Source organism: Paraplanobispora siamensis (assembly GCF_016863175.1).
Lineage (GTDB): Bacteria > Actinomycetota > Actinomycetes > Streptosporangiales > Streptosporangiaceae > Planobispora > Planobispora siamensis.
In genome coordinates this window covers 58,387-74,407 of sequence record NZ_BOOJ01000022.1, presented here as the reverse complement: position 1 = coordinate 74,407, position 16,021 = coordinate 58,387, and the positions used below count along the sequence as shown (strand labels likewise).

The window sequence follows — 16,021 nt, the reverse complement described above, 5'->3', positions numbered from 1 at the left end:
AGAACCGCGGCGGGGCGGGCGCCCCAGGTGGAACCCTGTCCTCCGCCGACGACGCATCACCGGAGGACAGGGGGTCTTGAGGGGAGCTAGCCGACGGCCGCCCCGAAGTCGACCGAGGCCCCGCCGTCGAGGACGGGCAGCTGCCCCGCGCCCGGCGCGGCCGGGGTGACGGCGCCGTCGTTGCGGCCCAGCAGCGCCGCGCCTCCCGAGCCCTTGCGGTCGGGGGCGCCGACGACCAGCTTGTTCCCGGCGGAGGCCACCGACCAGCCGAAGCGCTCGCCGGCGCTCTCCCCGGACACCAGCCGGGCCTCGCCGGGATCGCCCACGGAGATCAGGCTCACGGCACCGGTCTTATCGGACCCGGCGAAGGGGATCCCCACCGCCAGCCGCAGTCCCTCGCCCTCGCTGAACGCCACGGCGTAGCCGTAGCCGTCACCCTCGGCCCCCTCGCGGTCGCGGTGGAAGGTGGCCGCCGGGGTGATCTCCGCGGTGCTGGAGGCCTGGAAGAGCTGGACCAGGCCGGAGTCCTTCACCGGCCCGCCGTCGCCCAGGGGCGCGCCCACCGCGAGGTAGGAGGTGTCGCCCTCCTCACCGTAGGCCAGGGCGTAGCCGAACCGGTCACCGGCCTCGGCCTCGGTGATCTCCCGCAGGTCCCACTTCTTGCTGACCTGCTTGCCGGTGTTCTCGGCCACGTCGAACAGGATCCCGATCGCTCCGGAGTCGAGCTCGCCCTCGTCGACCTGCACGCCCGTCCCGTCGTCGTTCTCGTACGGCAGGCCGATCGCGAGGTCGAGCTCCCCGGCCTCCCCGCCCAGCTTGCCGAGCTCCACCGCCCAGCCGAACATGTCGCCGACCTCCGGGTTGCCGGTGACGCCGTCGGTGTTCTGGGAGACGCGCCGCAGGGTGGTCAGCGCGCCGGTCCCGGCCAGGTAGACCGCGCCGGCGTCGGCCACCCCGCCGTCGTTCTCGTGCGGCGCCCCGATGGCGACCAGGGGGCCGCGCGCGGCCAGCGACCAGCCGAAGTGGGCGTCGGCCTCGGGCTCGGGGGCGATCAGGCGCTCGGGCTTGCGCTGCGACCCCCCGCCGTAGATCGCGTAGACGGCGCCGGCGTCCTCGCGGCCCTGCACGTCGGCGTAGGGGGCGCCGACCAGCAGGTCGGCGCAGCGGTCGTCGTCGAGGTGGGCCAGCCGTACCGACCAGCCGAAGCCGTCGCCCGCGGTGGGCTCGGGGGCGGTCACCACCGTGCCGCCGCCGCTGCGGCCCGACAGCACGTGCACGGCCCCGGAGCTCTCGGCCCGCACCGTGTCCGCGAACGGGTCGCCGACCGCGCTGTCGTCCACCCCGTCGCCGTCGAAGTCGCTGCCCTCGGCCGAGGTGCAGGCGGCGGAGGCCGGGGTGGAGAGGTGCGCGGGGGCGTTCGCGGAAGCGGGGGAGGACGGGGCCGAGGCGGTCAGCGGGAGCGCGGCGGCGAGCAGGAGGGAGAGCAGGGACCTCATGACAGCTTCACCTCGATCTGCTCGCCGCCCTCGATCACCCGGCCGGTCAGCTTGACCGGCTTGCGGACCGGGGGCAGGTCGTAGACGAGCACGCCGTCCACTCTCTCGCCGGGGACCAGGGCGCTGGGCAGGCCCTCGGCGACCGGCTTGGGCGTGTGGGACTGTCCCCGGTCGTCGATGAGCACGAGAGGGTCGCGGCCGAGCGCGACCAGCTTCCCGCCGGTGTTGATCAGGGTCCAGCGGACCACGCAGAACTGGCCCTGCGACGGCCTGGCGCCCTGGTAGGAGACCAGGCCGCAGGCCGGGGAGCGGGGGATCAGCAGCTGCGGATCCCCGATGGGCAGGCCGAGCGCGACCGGGCGGCCGATGTCGGTGACGCCGGTCGAGGTGGGCGGCGGGGGTTGCCGGCCCCCGCGATCGCGGCCGATGTTGAGCAGCACGACCGCGGTCACCGCCAGCGCGAGCACCGCGGCGACCCCGGCGATGATCCAGCTCCGCCTGCTCTGCCGGGCGGGCGGGCCGGGCGGGATCGTGGCGGGGATGCCCGGCAGGATGTCGGGCGGGATCCCGGGCGCCGGGGCCCGGCCCCGGGGACCGGACGGGCGCACCGAGCCCGGCGAGGTGTCGGAGAAGGACAGGGCCCGCGGGCCGGAGGAGGTCCCCCGCGGGGGCGCGGACGGGGGCAGCGAGTCGTGCTCCGCCGGAGCGCCGGGACCGGCCGGGACGGCGAAGGCGCCGGAGCCGGGGACGGGGGTCGCGGGGGAGACCTCGGCCGGGGGAGCGGGGGTGGCCTGAGAGCCTCCGGATCCGGAGGGGGCGGGGGTGGGGCCGGTCCAGGGGTACGGGGGCGGCGGGACGGTGTCGGGGCCCAGGGCGCCGAGGGTGCCGAGCGTCTGGGTGGAGTCGGGCTCGACGTTGGGCGGGGGCTGCCACGACTCGTTGAGCACCTCGGTGGCGACCAGCGTCGGCGGGTTGGCGGGCTGCTGCGCCGACGGGGCGGCTATCCCGCCGCCGACGAGGGCGATCAGCAGGTCCTGGGCGGTGGGGCGCTGGTAGGGGTCCATCGCGGTGGCCCGGCGGGCCAGGTCGTTCAGCGGCGCGGGCAGCGCGCCCAGGTCGGGCGGGCTGTTGAGCAGCCGGGTGGCCATGGTGATCATGTCGCCCCGGCCGTAGGGGTGGCGGCCGTTGCCGGCGTAGGCGACCAGGCAGCCCCAGGCGAACACGTCGGCGGCCGGGCTGATCTCCTGGCCGCGCACCTGCTCGGGTGCCCACCAGCCGGGGCTGCCGAGCACCTCGCCCGACTTGGTGAAGCCGGAGGTGGAGTCCAGCGCCCGGGCGATGCCGAAGTCGATCACCCGCGGCCCGGACATGGACAGGATCACGTTGGCGGGTTTGAGGTCCCGGTGGACCAGCCCGGCCACGTGGATCGCGGCCAGCGCGGCGGCCACCCCGAGGGCCACGCCGTGCAGCGGCCCGGGTTCGAGCGCGCCGTGCTGGGAGATCTGGCGGGACAGCGGGGTGCCCGCGATGTACTCGGTCACCATGTAGGGGCGGCCGCTGTCGTCGTTGCCGTTGTCGAGCACCTGGGCCGTGCAGAAGGAGGCCACGCGGCGGGCGTTGTCGACCTCCGCGTGGAAGCGCGCCGCGAAGCCCTCTTCGACGGCGAACTCCGCCTTGACCACCTTGACCGCCACCGGCCGCCCCGTGGGGGCCAGGGCGAGGTAGACGGTGCCCATGCCGCCCTCACCGAGGCGGCCCAGCAGGCGATACGGCCCGATCTGCTCGGGATCGCCGGCGCGCAGTCCCCCGACACCGGGCTGGTTCACGTTCTGTCCACCGGGGAATTCCCCTTCCTCTCCGGTCATCCCCCGTGGGGTAACGGTATCCATAACGGAACCTCCCGTGTCCATGATGCGTCGTCACATGGCGTTCGATGCGCGAAACTTGTTGGATGGCTTGGGGGGAGAAGATGGTCGAGGAACGGGACCGGGAGTGCGGGGACCGGTCGGGGACGGGTTTCGCGCCGGTGGACGAGGAACAAGCATGAGCCTTCTGGGGCCGGTAGAAATACGTAATTTGGCGGACAAGCTCGACATTCGTCCGACAAAGAAGCTCGGCCAGAACTTCGTGATCGACGGCGGCACGGTCCGCCGGATCGTCAGAGTGGCCGAACTCCGCCCCGACGACGTGGTCATCGAGGTCGGGCCCGGCCTGGGCTCGCTCACCCTGGCGCTGTTGCCCGAGGTCCGGGCGGTGGTCGCGGTGGAGATCGACCCGGTCCTCGCCGCGCAGCTCCCGCTGACCGTCGCCGAGCGCGCCCCCGAGCTGGCCGACCGGCTCACCGTGGTGCCCGCCGACGCCATGCGCGTCCGGCCGGAGGAGCTGCCAGAGGACAAGCCGACCGCGCTGGTGGCCAACCTGCCCTACAACGTCTCGGTGCCGGTCGTGCTGCACCTGCTGGAGACCCTGCCCTCGCTCCGCAACATCCTGGTCATGGTCCAGTCCGAGGTCGCCGACCGGCTGGCCGCCGCACCGGGCTCGAAGATCTACGGCGTCCCCTCGGTCAAGGCGGCCTGGTACGCCGACGTGCGCCGGGCCGGTCCGGTGGGCCGTACGGTCTTCTGGCCGGTGCCCAACGTCGACTCCGGCCTGGTCGCGATGACCCGCCGCGAGCCCCCGTCCACCCGGGCCACCCGCGAGGAGGTCTTCGCCGTCGTGGACGCCGCCTTCGCCCAGCGCCGCAAGACGCTGCGCGCCGCCCTGGCCTCCTGGGCCGGTACGGCCGCCGCCGCCGAGCAGGCCCTGCGCGCGGCCGGGGTCGACCCGTCGGCGCGGGGTGAGCAGCTCACGGTCCAGGACTTCGCCCGGATCGCAGAGAACCGCGTATAGCGGGATTTGTCGTGGGGTTGGCGTGGGTGCGAGGGCGATCCCATTACGATCGGACACCGTGAACAGCGAGCGTGCCGTTGGGGGACGCATGAACTCCGTGACCGTACGCGTCCCGGCCAAGGTCAACCTGCAACTCGCGGTCGGCCCGCTCCGGGACGACGGCTACCACGACCTGGTGAACGTCTTCCACGCCGTCTCCGTCTTCGACGAGGTCACGGCCGTCGCGGAGACCGGGATGAGCGTCCGGGTCGAGGGCGAGTCCGCCGACCAGGTGCCGGAGGACGGCGACAACCTCGCCATCCAGGCCGCCGTCGCGCTGGCCCGGCACGCGGGCCGCTCCTACGGGGTGAGCCTGGCCATCCGCAAGGCGATCCCGGTGGCCGGCGGCATGGCGGGCGGCAGCGCCGACGCCGCGGCGGCCCTGGTGGCCTGCAACGAGCTGTGGGGCCTGGGCCTGCCGACCGAGGACCTGATGGAGATCGCCGCCGATCTCGGCAGCGACGTGCCGTTCGCGCTGCTGGGCGGCACCGCCGTGGGCACCGGCCGGGGCGAGCGGCTGACCCCGGTGGAGGTCGGCGGAACGTTCCACTGGGTGTTCGCCCTCGCCGACGGCGGCCTGTCCACCGCCACCGTCTACGGCGAGTGCGACCGCGTCCGCGAGGCGGACGGGCAGGGGGTCCCGCTGCCCCGCACCAGCGAGGCGCTGCTGGCCGCGCTGCGTGCGGGCGACGCCAGGGCGCTGGGCGCCGAGCTGACCAACGACCTGCAGCCGGCGGCGCTGTCGCTGCGCGAGTCCCTGGGCCGCACCCTCCAGGCAGGCCGCGCCTGCGGCGCCCTGGGCGGCCTGGTCTCCGGCTCCGGCCCGACCTGCGCCTTCCTGGCCGAGTCCGAGGCGCACGCCACCGAGCTGGCCGCCTCGCTGAAGGGGGCGGGAGTCGCCCGCGACGTCCTGACCGCCTACGGCCCGGTCCCGGGTCCCACGGTGGTGTAGCCCGGCCCGCCGCGGGCTCCGCGACGGCGCGGTACGGCCCGCGCCCGGCGGGGTCCCGGCGCGGGGCGGGAGCCGTACGGCACCGGATACCCTTGTCGGACGATGAATCTGGTCAACCTTGAGTCGGTCTCCCACTCCTACGGTCCCAAGCCGCTGCTGAAGGACGTCTCCCTCGGCATCGAGGCGGGCGACCGGATCGGCGTGGTGGGCCGCAACGGCGGCGGCAAGACGACGCTGATCTCGGTGATCGCCGGGAACCTCAAGCCCCATGCCGGGCGGGTCACGCACAACCGGGGCCTGCACGTCGGCGTGCTGTCCCAGGGCGACGACCTGGACCCGGCGCGCTCGGTCGGCGACATCGTCCTGGACGGCAGGGCCGAGCACGAGTGGGCCGGTGACGCCGGCGTCCGCGAGATCCTCGCCAACCTGCTCGGCGACGTCGACCTGTCGGCCCCGGCCGGGAGCCTGTCGGGCGGTGAGCGCCGCCGTACGGCGCTGGCCAGGCTGCTCATCGGCGAGCACGACCTGATCATCCTCGACGAGCCGACCAACCACCTCGACATCGAGGCCATCGACTGGCTGGCCCGGCACCTGTCGGCGCGAAAGAGCGCGCTGCTGGTCGTCACCCACGACCGGTGGTTCCTGGACGCGGTCTCCACCCGCACCTGGGAGGTCGTCGACGGCTCGGTCGAGCGCTACGAGGGCGGTTACGCCGCCTACGTGCTGGCCAAGGCCGAGCGCGCCCGGATCGCCGCGGCCTCCGAGGCCCGCCGCCAGAACCTGATGCGCAAGGAGATCGCCTGGCTGCGGCGCGGCCCGCCCGCCCGCACCTCCAAGCCGAAGTTCCGCATCGAGGCGGCCCAGGCCCTGATCGCCGACGAGCCGCCGGCCCGCGAGAGCGTCGAGCTGGTGAAGTTCGCCACCGCCCGGCTGGGCCGTACGGTCTACGACCTGGAGGATGTGACCCTGCACGCCGGGGGGCCCGGCCGGGGCCCGCAGGTCCTGGACCGCTGCACCTGGCAGTTCGGGCCCGGCGACCGCATCGGCCTGATCGGCGTGAACGGCTCGGGCAAGTCCTCGGTGCTGCGCCTGCTGGCCGGCACCGTGCAGCCCGACTCCGGCAAGGTCGTGCGGGGCAAGACGGTCCGGCTGGCGCACCTGTCGCAGGAGCTGGCCGAGCTCGACCCGAATCGCCGGGTCCTGGAGACGGTGGAGGAGATCCGCAAGTTCATCCAGGTCGGCAAGAGAGAGTGGACCGCCTCCCAGCTGCTGGAGCGCCTGGGCTTCAAGGGCGAGGCGCAGTGGAAGGTCGTCGGCGACCTGTCGGGCGGCGAGCGCCGCCGCCTGCAGCTGCTCCGGCTGCTCATGGACGACCCGAACGTGCTGCTGCTGGACGAGCCGACCAACGACCTCGACATCGAGACGCTGAACGAGCTGGAGGACCTGCTCGACGGCTGGCCCGGCACGCTGATCCTGGTCAGCCACGACCGCTACTTCCTGGAGCGGGTGGCCGACCGGTGCGTGGCCCTGCTGGGCGACGGCAGGCTGTCGATGCTCCCCGGCGGCGTGGACGAATACCTCCAGCGGCGTGCCGCCGGCGGCGCCCTGTCCGCCCGCGCGGCCTCGGGACCGGCCTCCTCGGGCACGGCCGCCGCCTCCGCCGCGGCCGCCCCCGCGGCCGAGCCCGGCCTGTCGGCCAAGGAGGAGCGCGAGCTGCGCAAGGAGCTGTCCCGCCTGGAACGCCAGCTCGACAAGCTGAGCGGCCGGGAGGCGAAGCTGCACGACGCCATGGCCGAGGCCGCCGCCGACTACGGCCGCCTGGCCGAACTGGACGCCGACCTCAAGGCCGTGCAGGCGGAGAAGGAGTCCGTCGAGGCCGAGTGGCTGGAGGCCGCCGACCGCCTCGGCGAGTGACCGCCCCCGCTGGTTTTCCCGGCCCCGCTCGTGTTTAGGGCGGGGTCAGCGGGCAGGAGGGGTCAATGCGTTCCGTTGTCGGTCGCGTCAAAGGGGATGAGTAGCGTGCGCAGCAGGCTCGCGAGGGTCTGCTGTTCATGCTGTCCGAGACCGGCCAGCAGTTCGCGCTCGCGGCGCAGCAGGTCGGCGAAGGCGTCGTCCACCCGCTTGCGCCCGGCCTCGGTCAGGGAGACCAGGACGCCGCGCCGGTCCTCGGGGTCCGGGCGGCGCCGTACGAGAGCGGCCGCGGTCAGGCGGTCGATCCGGTTGGTCATCGTCCCGGAGGTCACCAGGGTCGCGCGCAGCAGCGTCCCCGGGCTCAGCTCGTACGGCGAGCCGGCCCGGCGCAGGGCGGTGAGCACGTCGAACTCCCAGGTCTCCAGGCCGTGCTCGGCGAAGGCGGCCCGGCGGGCGCGGTCGAGATGGCGGGCGAGCCTGGAGACGCGGCTGAGCACCTGGAGCGGCTCGACGTCGAGATCCAGGCGTTCCTGTCGCCACGCCGCGACCAGACGATCGACTTCGTCCTCGGTCCGCTCGGGGTGCTGCGGGGTCATGACACGCAGTCTATCTTTCTTGACATCGAGATATCTCGCCGGATATCAATTATCTTGATGTCAAGAGATATGTGGGACCCTGCGACCTACGGCCGTTACGCCGACGAGCGGTCGCGCCCGTTCTTCGATCTCGTCGGCAGGATAGCCGCCGAGAATCCCTCCCACGTCGTCGACGCGGGATGCGGCACCGGCGAGCTGACCGCGGAGCTGGCCAGGCGGTGGCCGCAGGCCGAGGTGCACGGCTTCGACTCCTCCCCCGCCATGATCGAAAAGGCCGTGGCGGGGGAGCGGCTGACCTTCTCCGTCGGCGACGTCGCCGACTGGCGTCCCGGGCGCCCGGTGGACGTCCTGGTGAGCAACGCCGTCCTGCAGTGGGTGCCCGACCACCGAGACCTGCTGCCGCGCTGGGTCGAGGCGCTCGCCCCCGGAGGGTGGCTCGCCTTCCAGGTGCCGGCCAACTTCGACGCCCCCAGCCACGTGCTGCTGCGCGACCTGTGCCGGACGAAGTGGCTCGACTGGCTCGGCGACCTGGTCCGGCACGAGCCGGTGGGCACCCCCGGTGAGTACCTGGAGCGGCTGGCCGCGCTCGGCTGCCGGGTGGACGCCTGGGAGACGGTCTACATGCACGTCCTGGAGGGGGACGACCCCGTGCTCGGCTGGGTCAGCGGCACCGCCCTGCGGCCCATGCTCGATCGCCTGCCGCCGCCTGAGCGCGAGGAGTTCCTCGCCGACTACGCGCTCCTGCTCAGGGACGCCTACCCGCGCAAGAGATACGGCACGGTCTTCCCATTTCGGCGAATCTTCGTCGTGGCGCAGAAACCTGACCCTGGACGGGTAGGGGAGGATCACTGAATACTGCGATAACGCGGTGGGCACCTGGTCAAATGGGGTGGGCTTGTGGCGATGGAGATCGAGGACAAGTTCGACGTCCCTGAGGACTACGAGATTCCGAGCATGGAGGGCCTGCCGGGCTGCGAGGAAGTCGTCGGTCCCCGGTCCCACCAGCTCGTCGCGATCTACTTCGACACCGCCGACCTGCGGCTCGCCGCCCGCGGCATCACCCTGCGCCGGCGCAGGGGCGGCATGGATCCCGGCTGGCATCTCAAGCTGCCCAAGGCCAAGGGGGTCCGGCAGGAGATCACCCACCCGCTGACCCGGAGCATCAGGATCGTCCCGCCCGAGCTGGCCGGTCTCGTCCTGGCCTACACCCGGGGCGCCCCTCTGGTGCCGGTCGCCGAGCTCGACACGCGCCGCTCGGTGACCCAGCTGCGCAACGGCGCGGGCGTGCGGCTGGCGGAGATCGCCGACGACCGGGTCAAGGGCACCGTGCTCGGCGACGAGCCGCACGTGGAGCGCTGGCGCGAGGTCGAGGCCGAGCTGGTCGAAGGCGACGAGAAGTTCCTGGAGAAGGTCGGCAAGCGGCTGTGCAAGGCCGGGGCGAACCCGGCCGACTCGGCCAGCAAGCTGGCCCGCCTCCTGGGCGCCGCCCGGGAGATCCCCCGTCCGAAGATCGCGCGGACCGGCAAGGGCAGCGCGGGAGAGGTCGTCCTGGGCTATCTCACCTCCCAGATCGCCGCCCTGCTCTCCCAGGACCCCCGGGTACGGCGGGCCGAGGAGGACGCCGTGCACCAGATGCGCGTCGCCTGCCGCCGGCTGCGCAGCGCGCTCAAGTCCTTCAGGACGATCGTCGAGAACACCGACAACCTCCAGGACGAGCTCAAGTGGCTGGGGGCGATCCTCGGCGACGCACGGGACCTGGAGGTCATCAGGGAGCGGTTCTCCCACGCCCTCGACGAGCTGGACAACGAGCTGATCATGGGGCCGATCCGGGCCAGGCTGGGCTCCGACCTGCTCGACGAGGAGCAGGAGGCCTACGAGCGGATCCGGGAGGCGCTGGGCGGCGAACGCTACTTCGCCCTGCTCGACGCCCTCGACGACCTGGCCGCCGCCCCCTCGCTCACCAAGGCCGCCGCCAAGCCCGCCGGGACGCTCGGGGCCGTCGCCGCCAAGAGCTGGCGCCGGGTCACCCGCGCCTACGACGCCGCCCGGGTGATCGAGGACGCCGGCGAGCGCGAGACCGCCATGCACGAGGTGCGCAAGGCCGCCAAGCGGGCCCGCTACACGGCCGAGGCGCTCGGCATGACCAAGCTGGCCAAGCGGGCCGAGGCCGTACAGGAGGTGCTCGGCCTCCACCAGGACGGCGTGGTGGCCCAGGAACGGCTGGGCGCCGAGGCCGAACGGGCCAGGAAGGCCGGGGAGGACACCTTCACCTACGGCGTCCTGACGGGACTTGAGCGGGCCGGGGCCGATCGGGCCTTCGAGGACTTCCCCAGGGTGTGGAAGAAGACGACGAAGGCGGTGGCCAAGCTCCTGTGAGGCCGCGTCCCGCCGGGGGCCGCGCCTGCGTGCTCTCGCGCGTCCCCGGCGGCGCTCAGGTGGTGTAACGGTCCACGCCGACGATCCGGCCGTCCGCGCGGTGCAGCACCATGAACGCGCCCTTGCGCAGGTGCACGTCCCCGGGCCGGCCGATGAGCCCGGTGATCAGCTCGGGCAGCACCTTGCCGTGGCTGCACAGCACCGCCGCCCGGTCCGAGGTCAGCACCTTGGAGACCATCCGGAGCGAGGCGCGCGAGTCGTAGCCGGTCTCCGACAGCAGGGGATCGCGGCGGATCTCCAGGCCGGTCCGGTCGGCGTACGGCTCCAGCGTCTGCACGCACCGGCTGCTCGGCGAGCTGACCAGCTCGGCCGGGCGGTAGCCGTACAGCGCGTCGGCCAGCACCTCGGCCTGCAGCTCGCCGACGTGGTCCAGCGGGCGCAGGTCGTCGTCGCCCTCCCACTCCTGGCGCGAGCCGGCCACCCCGTGCCGGACCAGGATGAGCGGCACGGTGCTCAGCGGGACCGCGGTGAGCGCGCGGATCAGCCCGGCGTCCCACTCGAAGGTCAGCCGTCTGCGGGCCTCCTCCAGCGGCAGCCAGACGATCTTGTCCACCTCGTCGAGCGCGGTGTGCGACTCCTCGGCGACCGCCCGGGCCACCCAGTAGTCGACCCGCTTGAGCCGCCTGCCCTTCATGTAGTGGATCGGCGGCAGCGACCGGCCCAGGACCGCGGTGACACCGGTCTCCTCGGCCACCTCGCGCAGCGCGCCGCTGATCACGTGCTCGCCCGGCCGCAGCTTGCCCTTGGGAAAGGTCCAGTCGTCGTACTTGGGCCGGTGGACGAGGGCGAGCTCGGGGGAGCTCTCCTCGCCGCGCCACACCACCGCCCCGGCCGCACGGATCATGTCCGTGGGATGGACGTCCAGCTCAGTCATCGATCGTCCTCCACCGGCGGGTGCCGATCAGGTGGCTCTGCAGGTCCTCACCGCCGTGCCGGGTCCAGGTCCCGTCCGAGTTCAGCCACCATGTGGTCGTGCTCTCCGCCATCGCACGGTCGAGCAGCTCACTGAGATATACCCGCTGCTGCTGGCTGACGACCTTAACCAGAGCCTCCACCCGGCGGTCCAGGTTGCGGCGCATCAGGTCGGCGCTGCCGATCCAGATCTCCGGCCGGCGGCCGTGGCCGAACTCGTAGATCCGCGAGTGCTCCAGGAAGCGGCCCAGCACGCTCCTGACCCTGATGTTGTCCGACAGCCCCGGGATGCCCGGCCGCAGCGTGCACACCCCGCGCACCCACAGGTCCACCGGCACGCCCGCCTGCGAGGCCCGGTAGAGCGCGTCGATGACCGGCTGGTCCACCAGGGAGTTGGTCTTGATGCGGATCCTGGCGGGGCGGCCCGCCTCCTGGTGGGAGATCTCCCGCTCGATCCTGGCCAGCAGCCCGCCCCGCAGCGAGTGCGGGGCGACCAGCAGCCGCCGGTAGGCCGAGTGGTTGGAGTAACCGGTCAGGTGGATGAACAGGTCCGTGACGTCCTCGCCGACCAGCGGGTCGGCGGTCAGCAGCCCCAGGTCCTCGTACAGCCTGGCCGTCTTGGGGTTGTAGTTCCCCGTGCCGATGTGGCAGTAGGTGCGCAGCTCGCCCGAGGACTCCTGGCGGACCACCAGGGCCAGCTTGCAGTGCGTCTTGAGCCCGAGCACGCCGTAGACCACGTGGCAGCCGGCCCGCTCCAGCTTGCGCGCCCAGCTGATGTTGGCGTGCTCGTCGAAGCGCGCCTTGATCTCCACCACCACGACGACCTGCTTGCCCGCCTCGGCCGCGTCGATCAGGGCGTCCACGATGGGGGAGTCGCCGCTGGTCCGGTACAGCGTCTGCTTGATGGCCAGCACGCTGGGGTCGGCGGCGGCCTGCTCGATGAAGCGCTGCACGCTCGTGGAGAAGGAGTCGTAGGGGTGGTGCAGGAGCACGTCGCGCTCCCGCAGCACCGCGAAGATGTCGTCCTCGACGTGGACGACCTCCGCGGGCACGAAGGGGCGGAAGCTCAGCTCCCCCCGGTCCAGGTCGGCGATCGCGTGCAGCCCCGTCAGGTCCAGCGGCCCGGGCAGCCGGTAGATCTCGTGCTCGGCCACCCCGAGCTCCTCCACCAGCAGGTCGAGCACCTCGGAGGTGATGGTGTCCTCGACCTCCAGCCGGACCGGCGGGCCGAAGCGCCGCTTGAGCAGCTCCTTCTCCAGCGCCTGCATGAGGTTCTCGGTGACGTCCTCGTCGACGTCCAGGTCCTCGTTGCGGGTGACGCGGAAGACGTGGTGCTCGACGATCTCCATGCCCTTGAACAGCTGCCCGAGGTGGGCCGCGATCACGTCCTCCAGGGGGACGAACCGGTCCTTGGAGGCGGTGACGAAGCGGGGGAGCCGGCTGGGGACCTTCACCCGCGCGAACACCGTGTGACCGGTCGAGGGGTTGCGGACCGTCACGGCCAGGTTGAGGGACAGGCCGGAGATGTAGGGGAAGGGGTGGGCGGGGTCGACGGCCAGGGGCGTCAGCACCGGCCGGATCCGCTCGCGGAAGAGCTTGCGCATCTCCGTGCGCTCCTCGCGGCCCAGGTCGTCCCACCGGACGATCGCGATGCCCTCGGAGGCCAGCTGGGGGCAGACCCGCTCGTGGAAGCAGGCGGCGTGCCGCTGCGCCAGCTCGTCGGCGATCGCGGCGATCCTGGCCAGCTCCTCGCGCGGCTTCATGCCGTTCTTGGTGCGCAGCAGCAGGCCGGTGGCCATGCGCCGTTTCAGTCCCGCCACCCGGACCCGGAAGAACTCGTCCAGGTTGCTGGCGAAGATCGCCAGGAATCTGACCCGTTCGAGCAGCGGCAGGGCCGGGTCCTCCGCCATCTCCAGGACACGTTGGTTGAACTGGAGCCAGCTCTCCTCGCGGTTGAGGAAGCGTTCCTGGGGGAGGGGCGGCCCTTCGGGGGCGGAGTGCGCAGGTTCGGCGGACATATGACCACAATGCCCGCTTTCGTTGAACGGAACGTTAATTTTGTCTCAACGGGTGCTGTTGCTTACTCGAGTGAGTGAACTTCTTCATGATCCGCAGGGGGTCTGACCTGCCGCGCGGCCGCCCTGGCCTCCTGCGCGCGGGCCTTCTCCAGCTCCCGCTGCTCGCGCTCGCGGATCTTCTCCTGCTCCTTGAGCTCGCGCAGGCGGGCCTTCTCCTGTTCGCGGGCGAGCTTCTCGGCCTCCCGCTGCTCGCGCTCGCGGATCTTCTCCTGCTCCTTGAGCTCGCGCTCGCGGGCCTTCTCGCGCTCGCGCAGCTCCTTCTCCGTCGGGCGCGGGGCGGGAGGGGGACGCCGTTCCTCGGCGGCCCGGGAGCCGGCGGTCAGCCGGGGACGCGGGTCCAGGCCGGTCAGCCCGTTCCAGGCGAGGTTGACCAGGTGCGCGGCGACCTCCTCGCGGGCGGGCCTGCGCACGTCCAGCCACCACTGGCCGGTCAGCGCGACCATGCCGACCAGCATCTGGGAGTACATCGGCGCTAGCTTCGGGTCGTAGCCGCGCATGACGAACTCGTCGACCATGACGTCCTCGACCTGGCTGGCGATGTCGTTGATCAGGCTCGCGAAGGTGCCGGTGCCCGAGGCCGCGTGGGAGTCGCGGACCAGGATCCGGAAGCCCTCGCTGTTCTCCTCCACGTAGGCCAGCAGCGCCAGCGCGGCGCGCTCCAGCTTGACCAGCGCGTGCGAGGCCGACAGCGCCTCGGTCACCATGCCGAGCAGTTTCTGCATCTCCCGGTCGACCACGACCGCGTAGACGCCTTCCTTGCCGCCGAAGTGCTCGTAGACGACGGGCTTGGAGACGTTGGCCGTGGCCGCTATCTCCTCGACCGACGTGCCGTCGAACCCTTTCTCCGCGAACAGGGTCCGGCTGATCTGGATCAGCTGTTCGCGGCGTTCCTTGCCGGACATACGTCGTCGGGGTTCACTCACAGGTCTAATAATGACGTTTCCCGCCGACGGAACGGCAACGACTTTCGCCGGCGGGATCGCGATGACACCGGCCGGGACCGCCGGGGCGGTCGTGCTCCGGCCGGGGGGTGCGGGGAGTGTGGGGGTGACGCGGGCCGCCGGAGCGGCCCCCGCGGATGGGCCGTCAGGCATTGTTGATGCGCTTCGCCGCCAGCCGCTCGGGCGTGGGCCACCGTACGTTGTAGGCCCAGCCGAGCTTCTCGAACCAGCGGATCATGCCGGCGCTGAGGTCGATCTGGCCCTTCAGCGCGCCGTGGCGGGCGCACGTCGGGTCGGAGTGGTGCAGGTTGTGCCAGGACTCGCCGAAGGACGGGATGGCCAGCCACCACACGTTGCGCGACTTGTCGCGCGACTCGAAGGTCTCCTCGCCGAAGACGTGGCAGATGGAGTTGATCGACCAGGTCACGTGGTGGAGCAGGCCGATGCGGATCAGCGTGCCCCAGAAGAAACCGGTCGCCGCGCCCTGCCACGACCAGGTCAGCAGGCCGCCCAGCACGGCGGGAGCGGTCAGCGAGAAGATCGCCAGAGCCGGGAACCACTTGTGCAGCTTGATGATGTCCGGGTCCTTGACCAGGTCGGGGGCGTACTTCTCACGGTTGGCGCGGGTGGGCTCGAACAGCCAGCCCATGTGCGCCCAGAGCAGGCCCTTGGCCATCGACCAGAAGCCGGGCCCGAAGCGCCACGGCGAGTGCGGGTCGCCCTCCTTGTCGGAGAACTTGTGGTGCTTGCGGTGGGTGGCCACCCAGTCCAGCACCGACATCTCCAGGGAGAGGCTGCCCGCGATGCCCAGGGCGAGCTTCAGCGGGCGCTTGGCCTTGAACGAACCGTGGGTGAAGTAACGGTGGAACCCGACGGTGACGCCCATCCCGGAGACCACGTAGAAGACGGCGGCGATCGCGACGTCGGTCCAGCCCAGCAGCCCCCATCCCCAGGCGAGGGGGACTGCGGCGGCCAGGGCGACCAGCGGCGCTCCCACGACCACACCGAAGGTGATGAGTTCGGGAGTGGTCTTGGGCTCCGGGTCGATGTCGGGCTTGGGTCCGGGAGAGGGACGTTCCGTGATGATCGTCATGCGCTACCTCTGAGACTCGGGACGGTGTGGGCTTTTTGTCTGGCTACGCAACCGTAACCTACGCTAGGGTAAGTTAGGAATACCTAAGGCGCCAGTGGTGAATCGGATGGCTGATTGCGGCGTCTTGCATGACGCGGGCGCGACTCCGGCACGATTCTCCTGACCTGCGATGAGAACCCTCTTGTCTACGCCTGCCCGGGTGGGCGATCCCTAATCCATTGCGGTGGGTAGTGCTTGGTGTCGGCTGCGTGAACGGCGTGCGTCCCGGGAGGGTGGCCGTCGCGGACACGTTGATCCATGGAGCGGCGAGGCGCCCGGCTTGTCGGTAAGGTAGGAGGTGAGGTGGCTCTGTGGTCATGCTCCGTGGTCGTGCTCTGCCGCCGCGGCCTGAGGTCGTGATCCGCGGTCGCGATCTGTGAGCAGGGTCTCGCCGAGCCGCCCATGTGATCCGGCATTGGGTAATTGGCAGCCCCCAAGGTTTTGGTCCTTGTTGTCCAGGTTCGAGTCCTGGTGCCGGAGCTGATGCTTGTGTCCGGTTTGGCGGGCGACTGGCCGACTGGGTGGGTTCTCCAAGGGGAAGGTATCCTCACGTTGTCGAGCGGGTGACGGTGCGGTGCCCCTGCGGTAGCCGTACGTCATCCCGTTTCGTCATGTCTCAGCCGCGATGCCGAGGGAGCC

12 protein-coding genes and 1 tRNA gene are annotated in these 16,021 nt (G+C 71.9%); 6 read left to right on the top strand and 7 right to left on the bottom strand.

Annotation, left to right across the window (positions count from 1 at the left end; translation table 11 throughout):
- Positions 1-86: 86 nt before the first annotated feature.
- Together Psi01_RS11190 and Psi01_RS44080 are read right to left on the bottom strand one after the other, a co-directional pair.
- Positions 87-1,496, bottom strand: a complete 1,410-nt coding sequence (locus tag Psi01_RS11190; RefSeq protein WP_204063893.1) for a hypothetical protein — start codon at positions 1,494-1,496, stop codon at positions 87-89.
- Positions 1,493-3,322 carry a serine/threonine-protein kinase gene (locus Psi01_RS44080; RefSeq protein WP_204063892.1) on the bottom strand — a complete coding sequence of 610 codons (1,830 nt, stop codon included), beginning with the start codon at positions 3,320-3,322 and terminating at the stop codon, positions 1,493-1,495. Before Psi01_RS44080 ends, Psi01_RS11190 begins: the two co-directional genes overlap by 4 nt.
- A gap of 217 nt (positions 3,323-3,539) precedes the next feature.
- Here Psi01_RS44080 and rsmA point away from each other — a divergent pair, with 217 nt between their 5' ends.
- From rsmA to Psi01_RS11170, 3 genes are all read left to right on the top strand, one after another.
- The gene (gene rsmA / locus Psi01_RS11180) at positions 3,540-4,385 is read left to right on the top strand and encodes a 16S rRNA (adenine(1518)-N(6)/adenine(1519)-N(6))-dimethyltransferase RsmA (RefSeq protein WP_204063891.1); all 846 of its coding nucleotides are present in this window, start codon (positions 3,540-3,542) and stop codon (positions 4,383-4,385) included.
- A gap of 88 nt (positions 4,386-4,473) precedes the next feature.
- Positions 4,474-5,376 (top strand): 4-(cytidine 5'-diphospho)-2-C-methyl-D-erythritol kinase, encoded by a 903-nt coding sequence (locus Psi01_RS11175; protein WP_204063890.1) that lies wholly within the window; start codon positions 4,474-4,476, stop codon positions 5,374-5,376.
- A 102-nt stretch (positions 5,377-5,478) separates the two neighbouring features.
- Positions 5,479-7,290: an ABC-F family ATP-binding cassette domain-containing protein gene (locus Psi01_RS11170; RefSeq protein ID WP_204063889.1), complete on the top strand. Its 1,812-nt coding sequence runs from the start codon at positions 5,479-5,481 to the stop codon at positions 7,288-7,290.
- Positions 7,291-7,352: 62 nt separating this feature from the next.
- Here Psi01_RS11170 and Psi01_RS11165 read toward each other — a convergent pair whose 3' ends face one another.
- A complete protein-coding gene (locus tag Psi01_RS11165) occupies positions 7,353-7,883 on the bottom strand; it encodes a MarR family winged helix-turn-helix transcriptional regulator (protein ID WP_204063888.1) in 531 nt (176 codons plus the stop codon).
- 57 nt (positions 7,884-7,940) lie between these two features.
- Here Psi01_RS11165 and Psi01_RS11160 point away from each other — a divergent pair, with 57 nt between their 5' ends.
- Together Psi01_RS11160 and Psi01_RS11155 are read left to right on the top strand one after the other, a co-directional pair.
- Entirely contained in the window at positions 7,941-8,735 is a 795-nt protein-coding gene (locus Psi01_RS11160; protein WP_239127478.1) for a trans-aconitate 2-methyltransferase, read from the top strand.
- A 51-nt stretch (positions 8,736-8,786) separates the two neighbouring features.
- Positions 8,787-10,259: a CYTH and CHAD domain-containing protein gene (locus Psi01_RS11155; protein WP_239127476.1), complete on the top strand. Its 1,473-nt coding sequence runs from the start codon at positions 8,787-8,789 to the stop codon at positions 10,257-10,259.
- Positions 10,260-10,314: 55 nt separating this feature from the next.
- On the opposite strand, the gene Psi01_RS11150 is transcribed toward Psi01_RS11155, so the two are convergent.
- The 4 genes from Psi01_RS11150 to Psi01_RS11135 form a co-directional block, all read right to left on the bottom strand.
- A complete protein-coding gene (locus tag Psi01_RS11150; protein ID WP_204063886.1) occupies positions 10,315-11,193 on the bottom strand; it encodes an NUDIX hydrolase in 879 nt (292 codons plus the stop codon).
- Positions 11,186-13,249 (bottom strand): RNA degradosome polyphosphate kinase, encoded by a 2,064-nt coding sequence (locus Psi01_RS11145; protein WP_203873551.1) that lies wholly within the window; start codon positions 13,247-13,249, stop codon positions 11,186-11,188. The genes Psi01_RS11150 and Psi01_RS11145 overlap by 8 nt, the downstream gene beginning before the upstream one ends.
- Before the next feature lie 62 nt (positions 13,250-13,311).
- Complete coding sequence (locus tag Psi01_RS11140; RefSeq protein WP_239127475.1) at positions 13,312-14,232, bottom strand: TetR/AcrR family transcriptional regulator; 921 nt, start codon at positions 14,230-14,232, stop codon at positions 13,312-13,314.
- Positions 14,233-14,395: 163 nt separating this feature from the next.
- Positions 14,396-15,343 carry an acyl-CoA desaturase gene (locus tag Psi01_RS11135; RefSeq protein ID WP_204063885.1) on the bottom strand — a complete coding sequence of 316 codons (948 nt, stop codon included), beginning with the start codon at positions 15,341-15,343 and terminating at the stop codon, positions 14,396-14,398.
- Between the two features lie 447 nt (positions 15,344-15,790).
- Between Psi01_RS11135 and Psi01_RS11130 the strand changes: the two genes are divergently transcribed.
- Positions 15,791-15,862, top strand: a tRNA-Gln gene (locus Psi01_RS11130).
- The last annotated feature ends 159 nt before the right edge of the window (positions 15,863-16,021 follow it).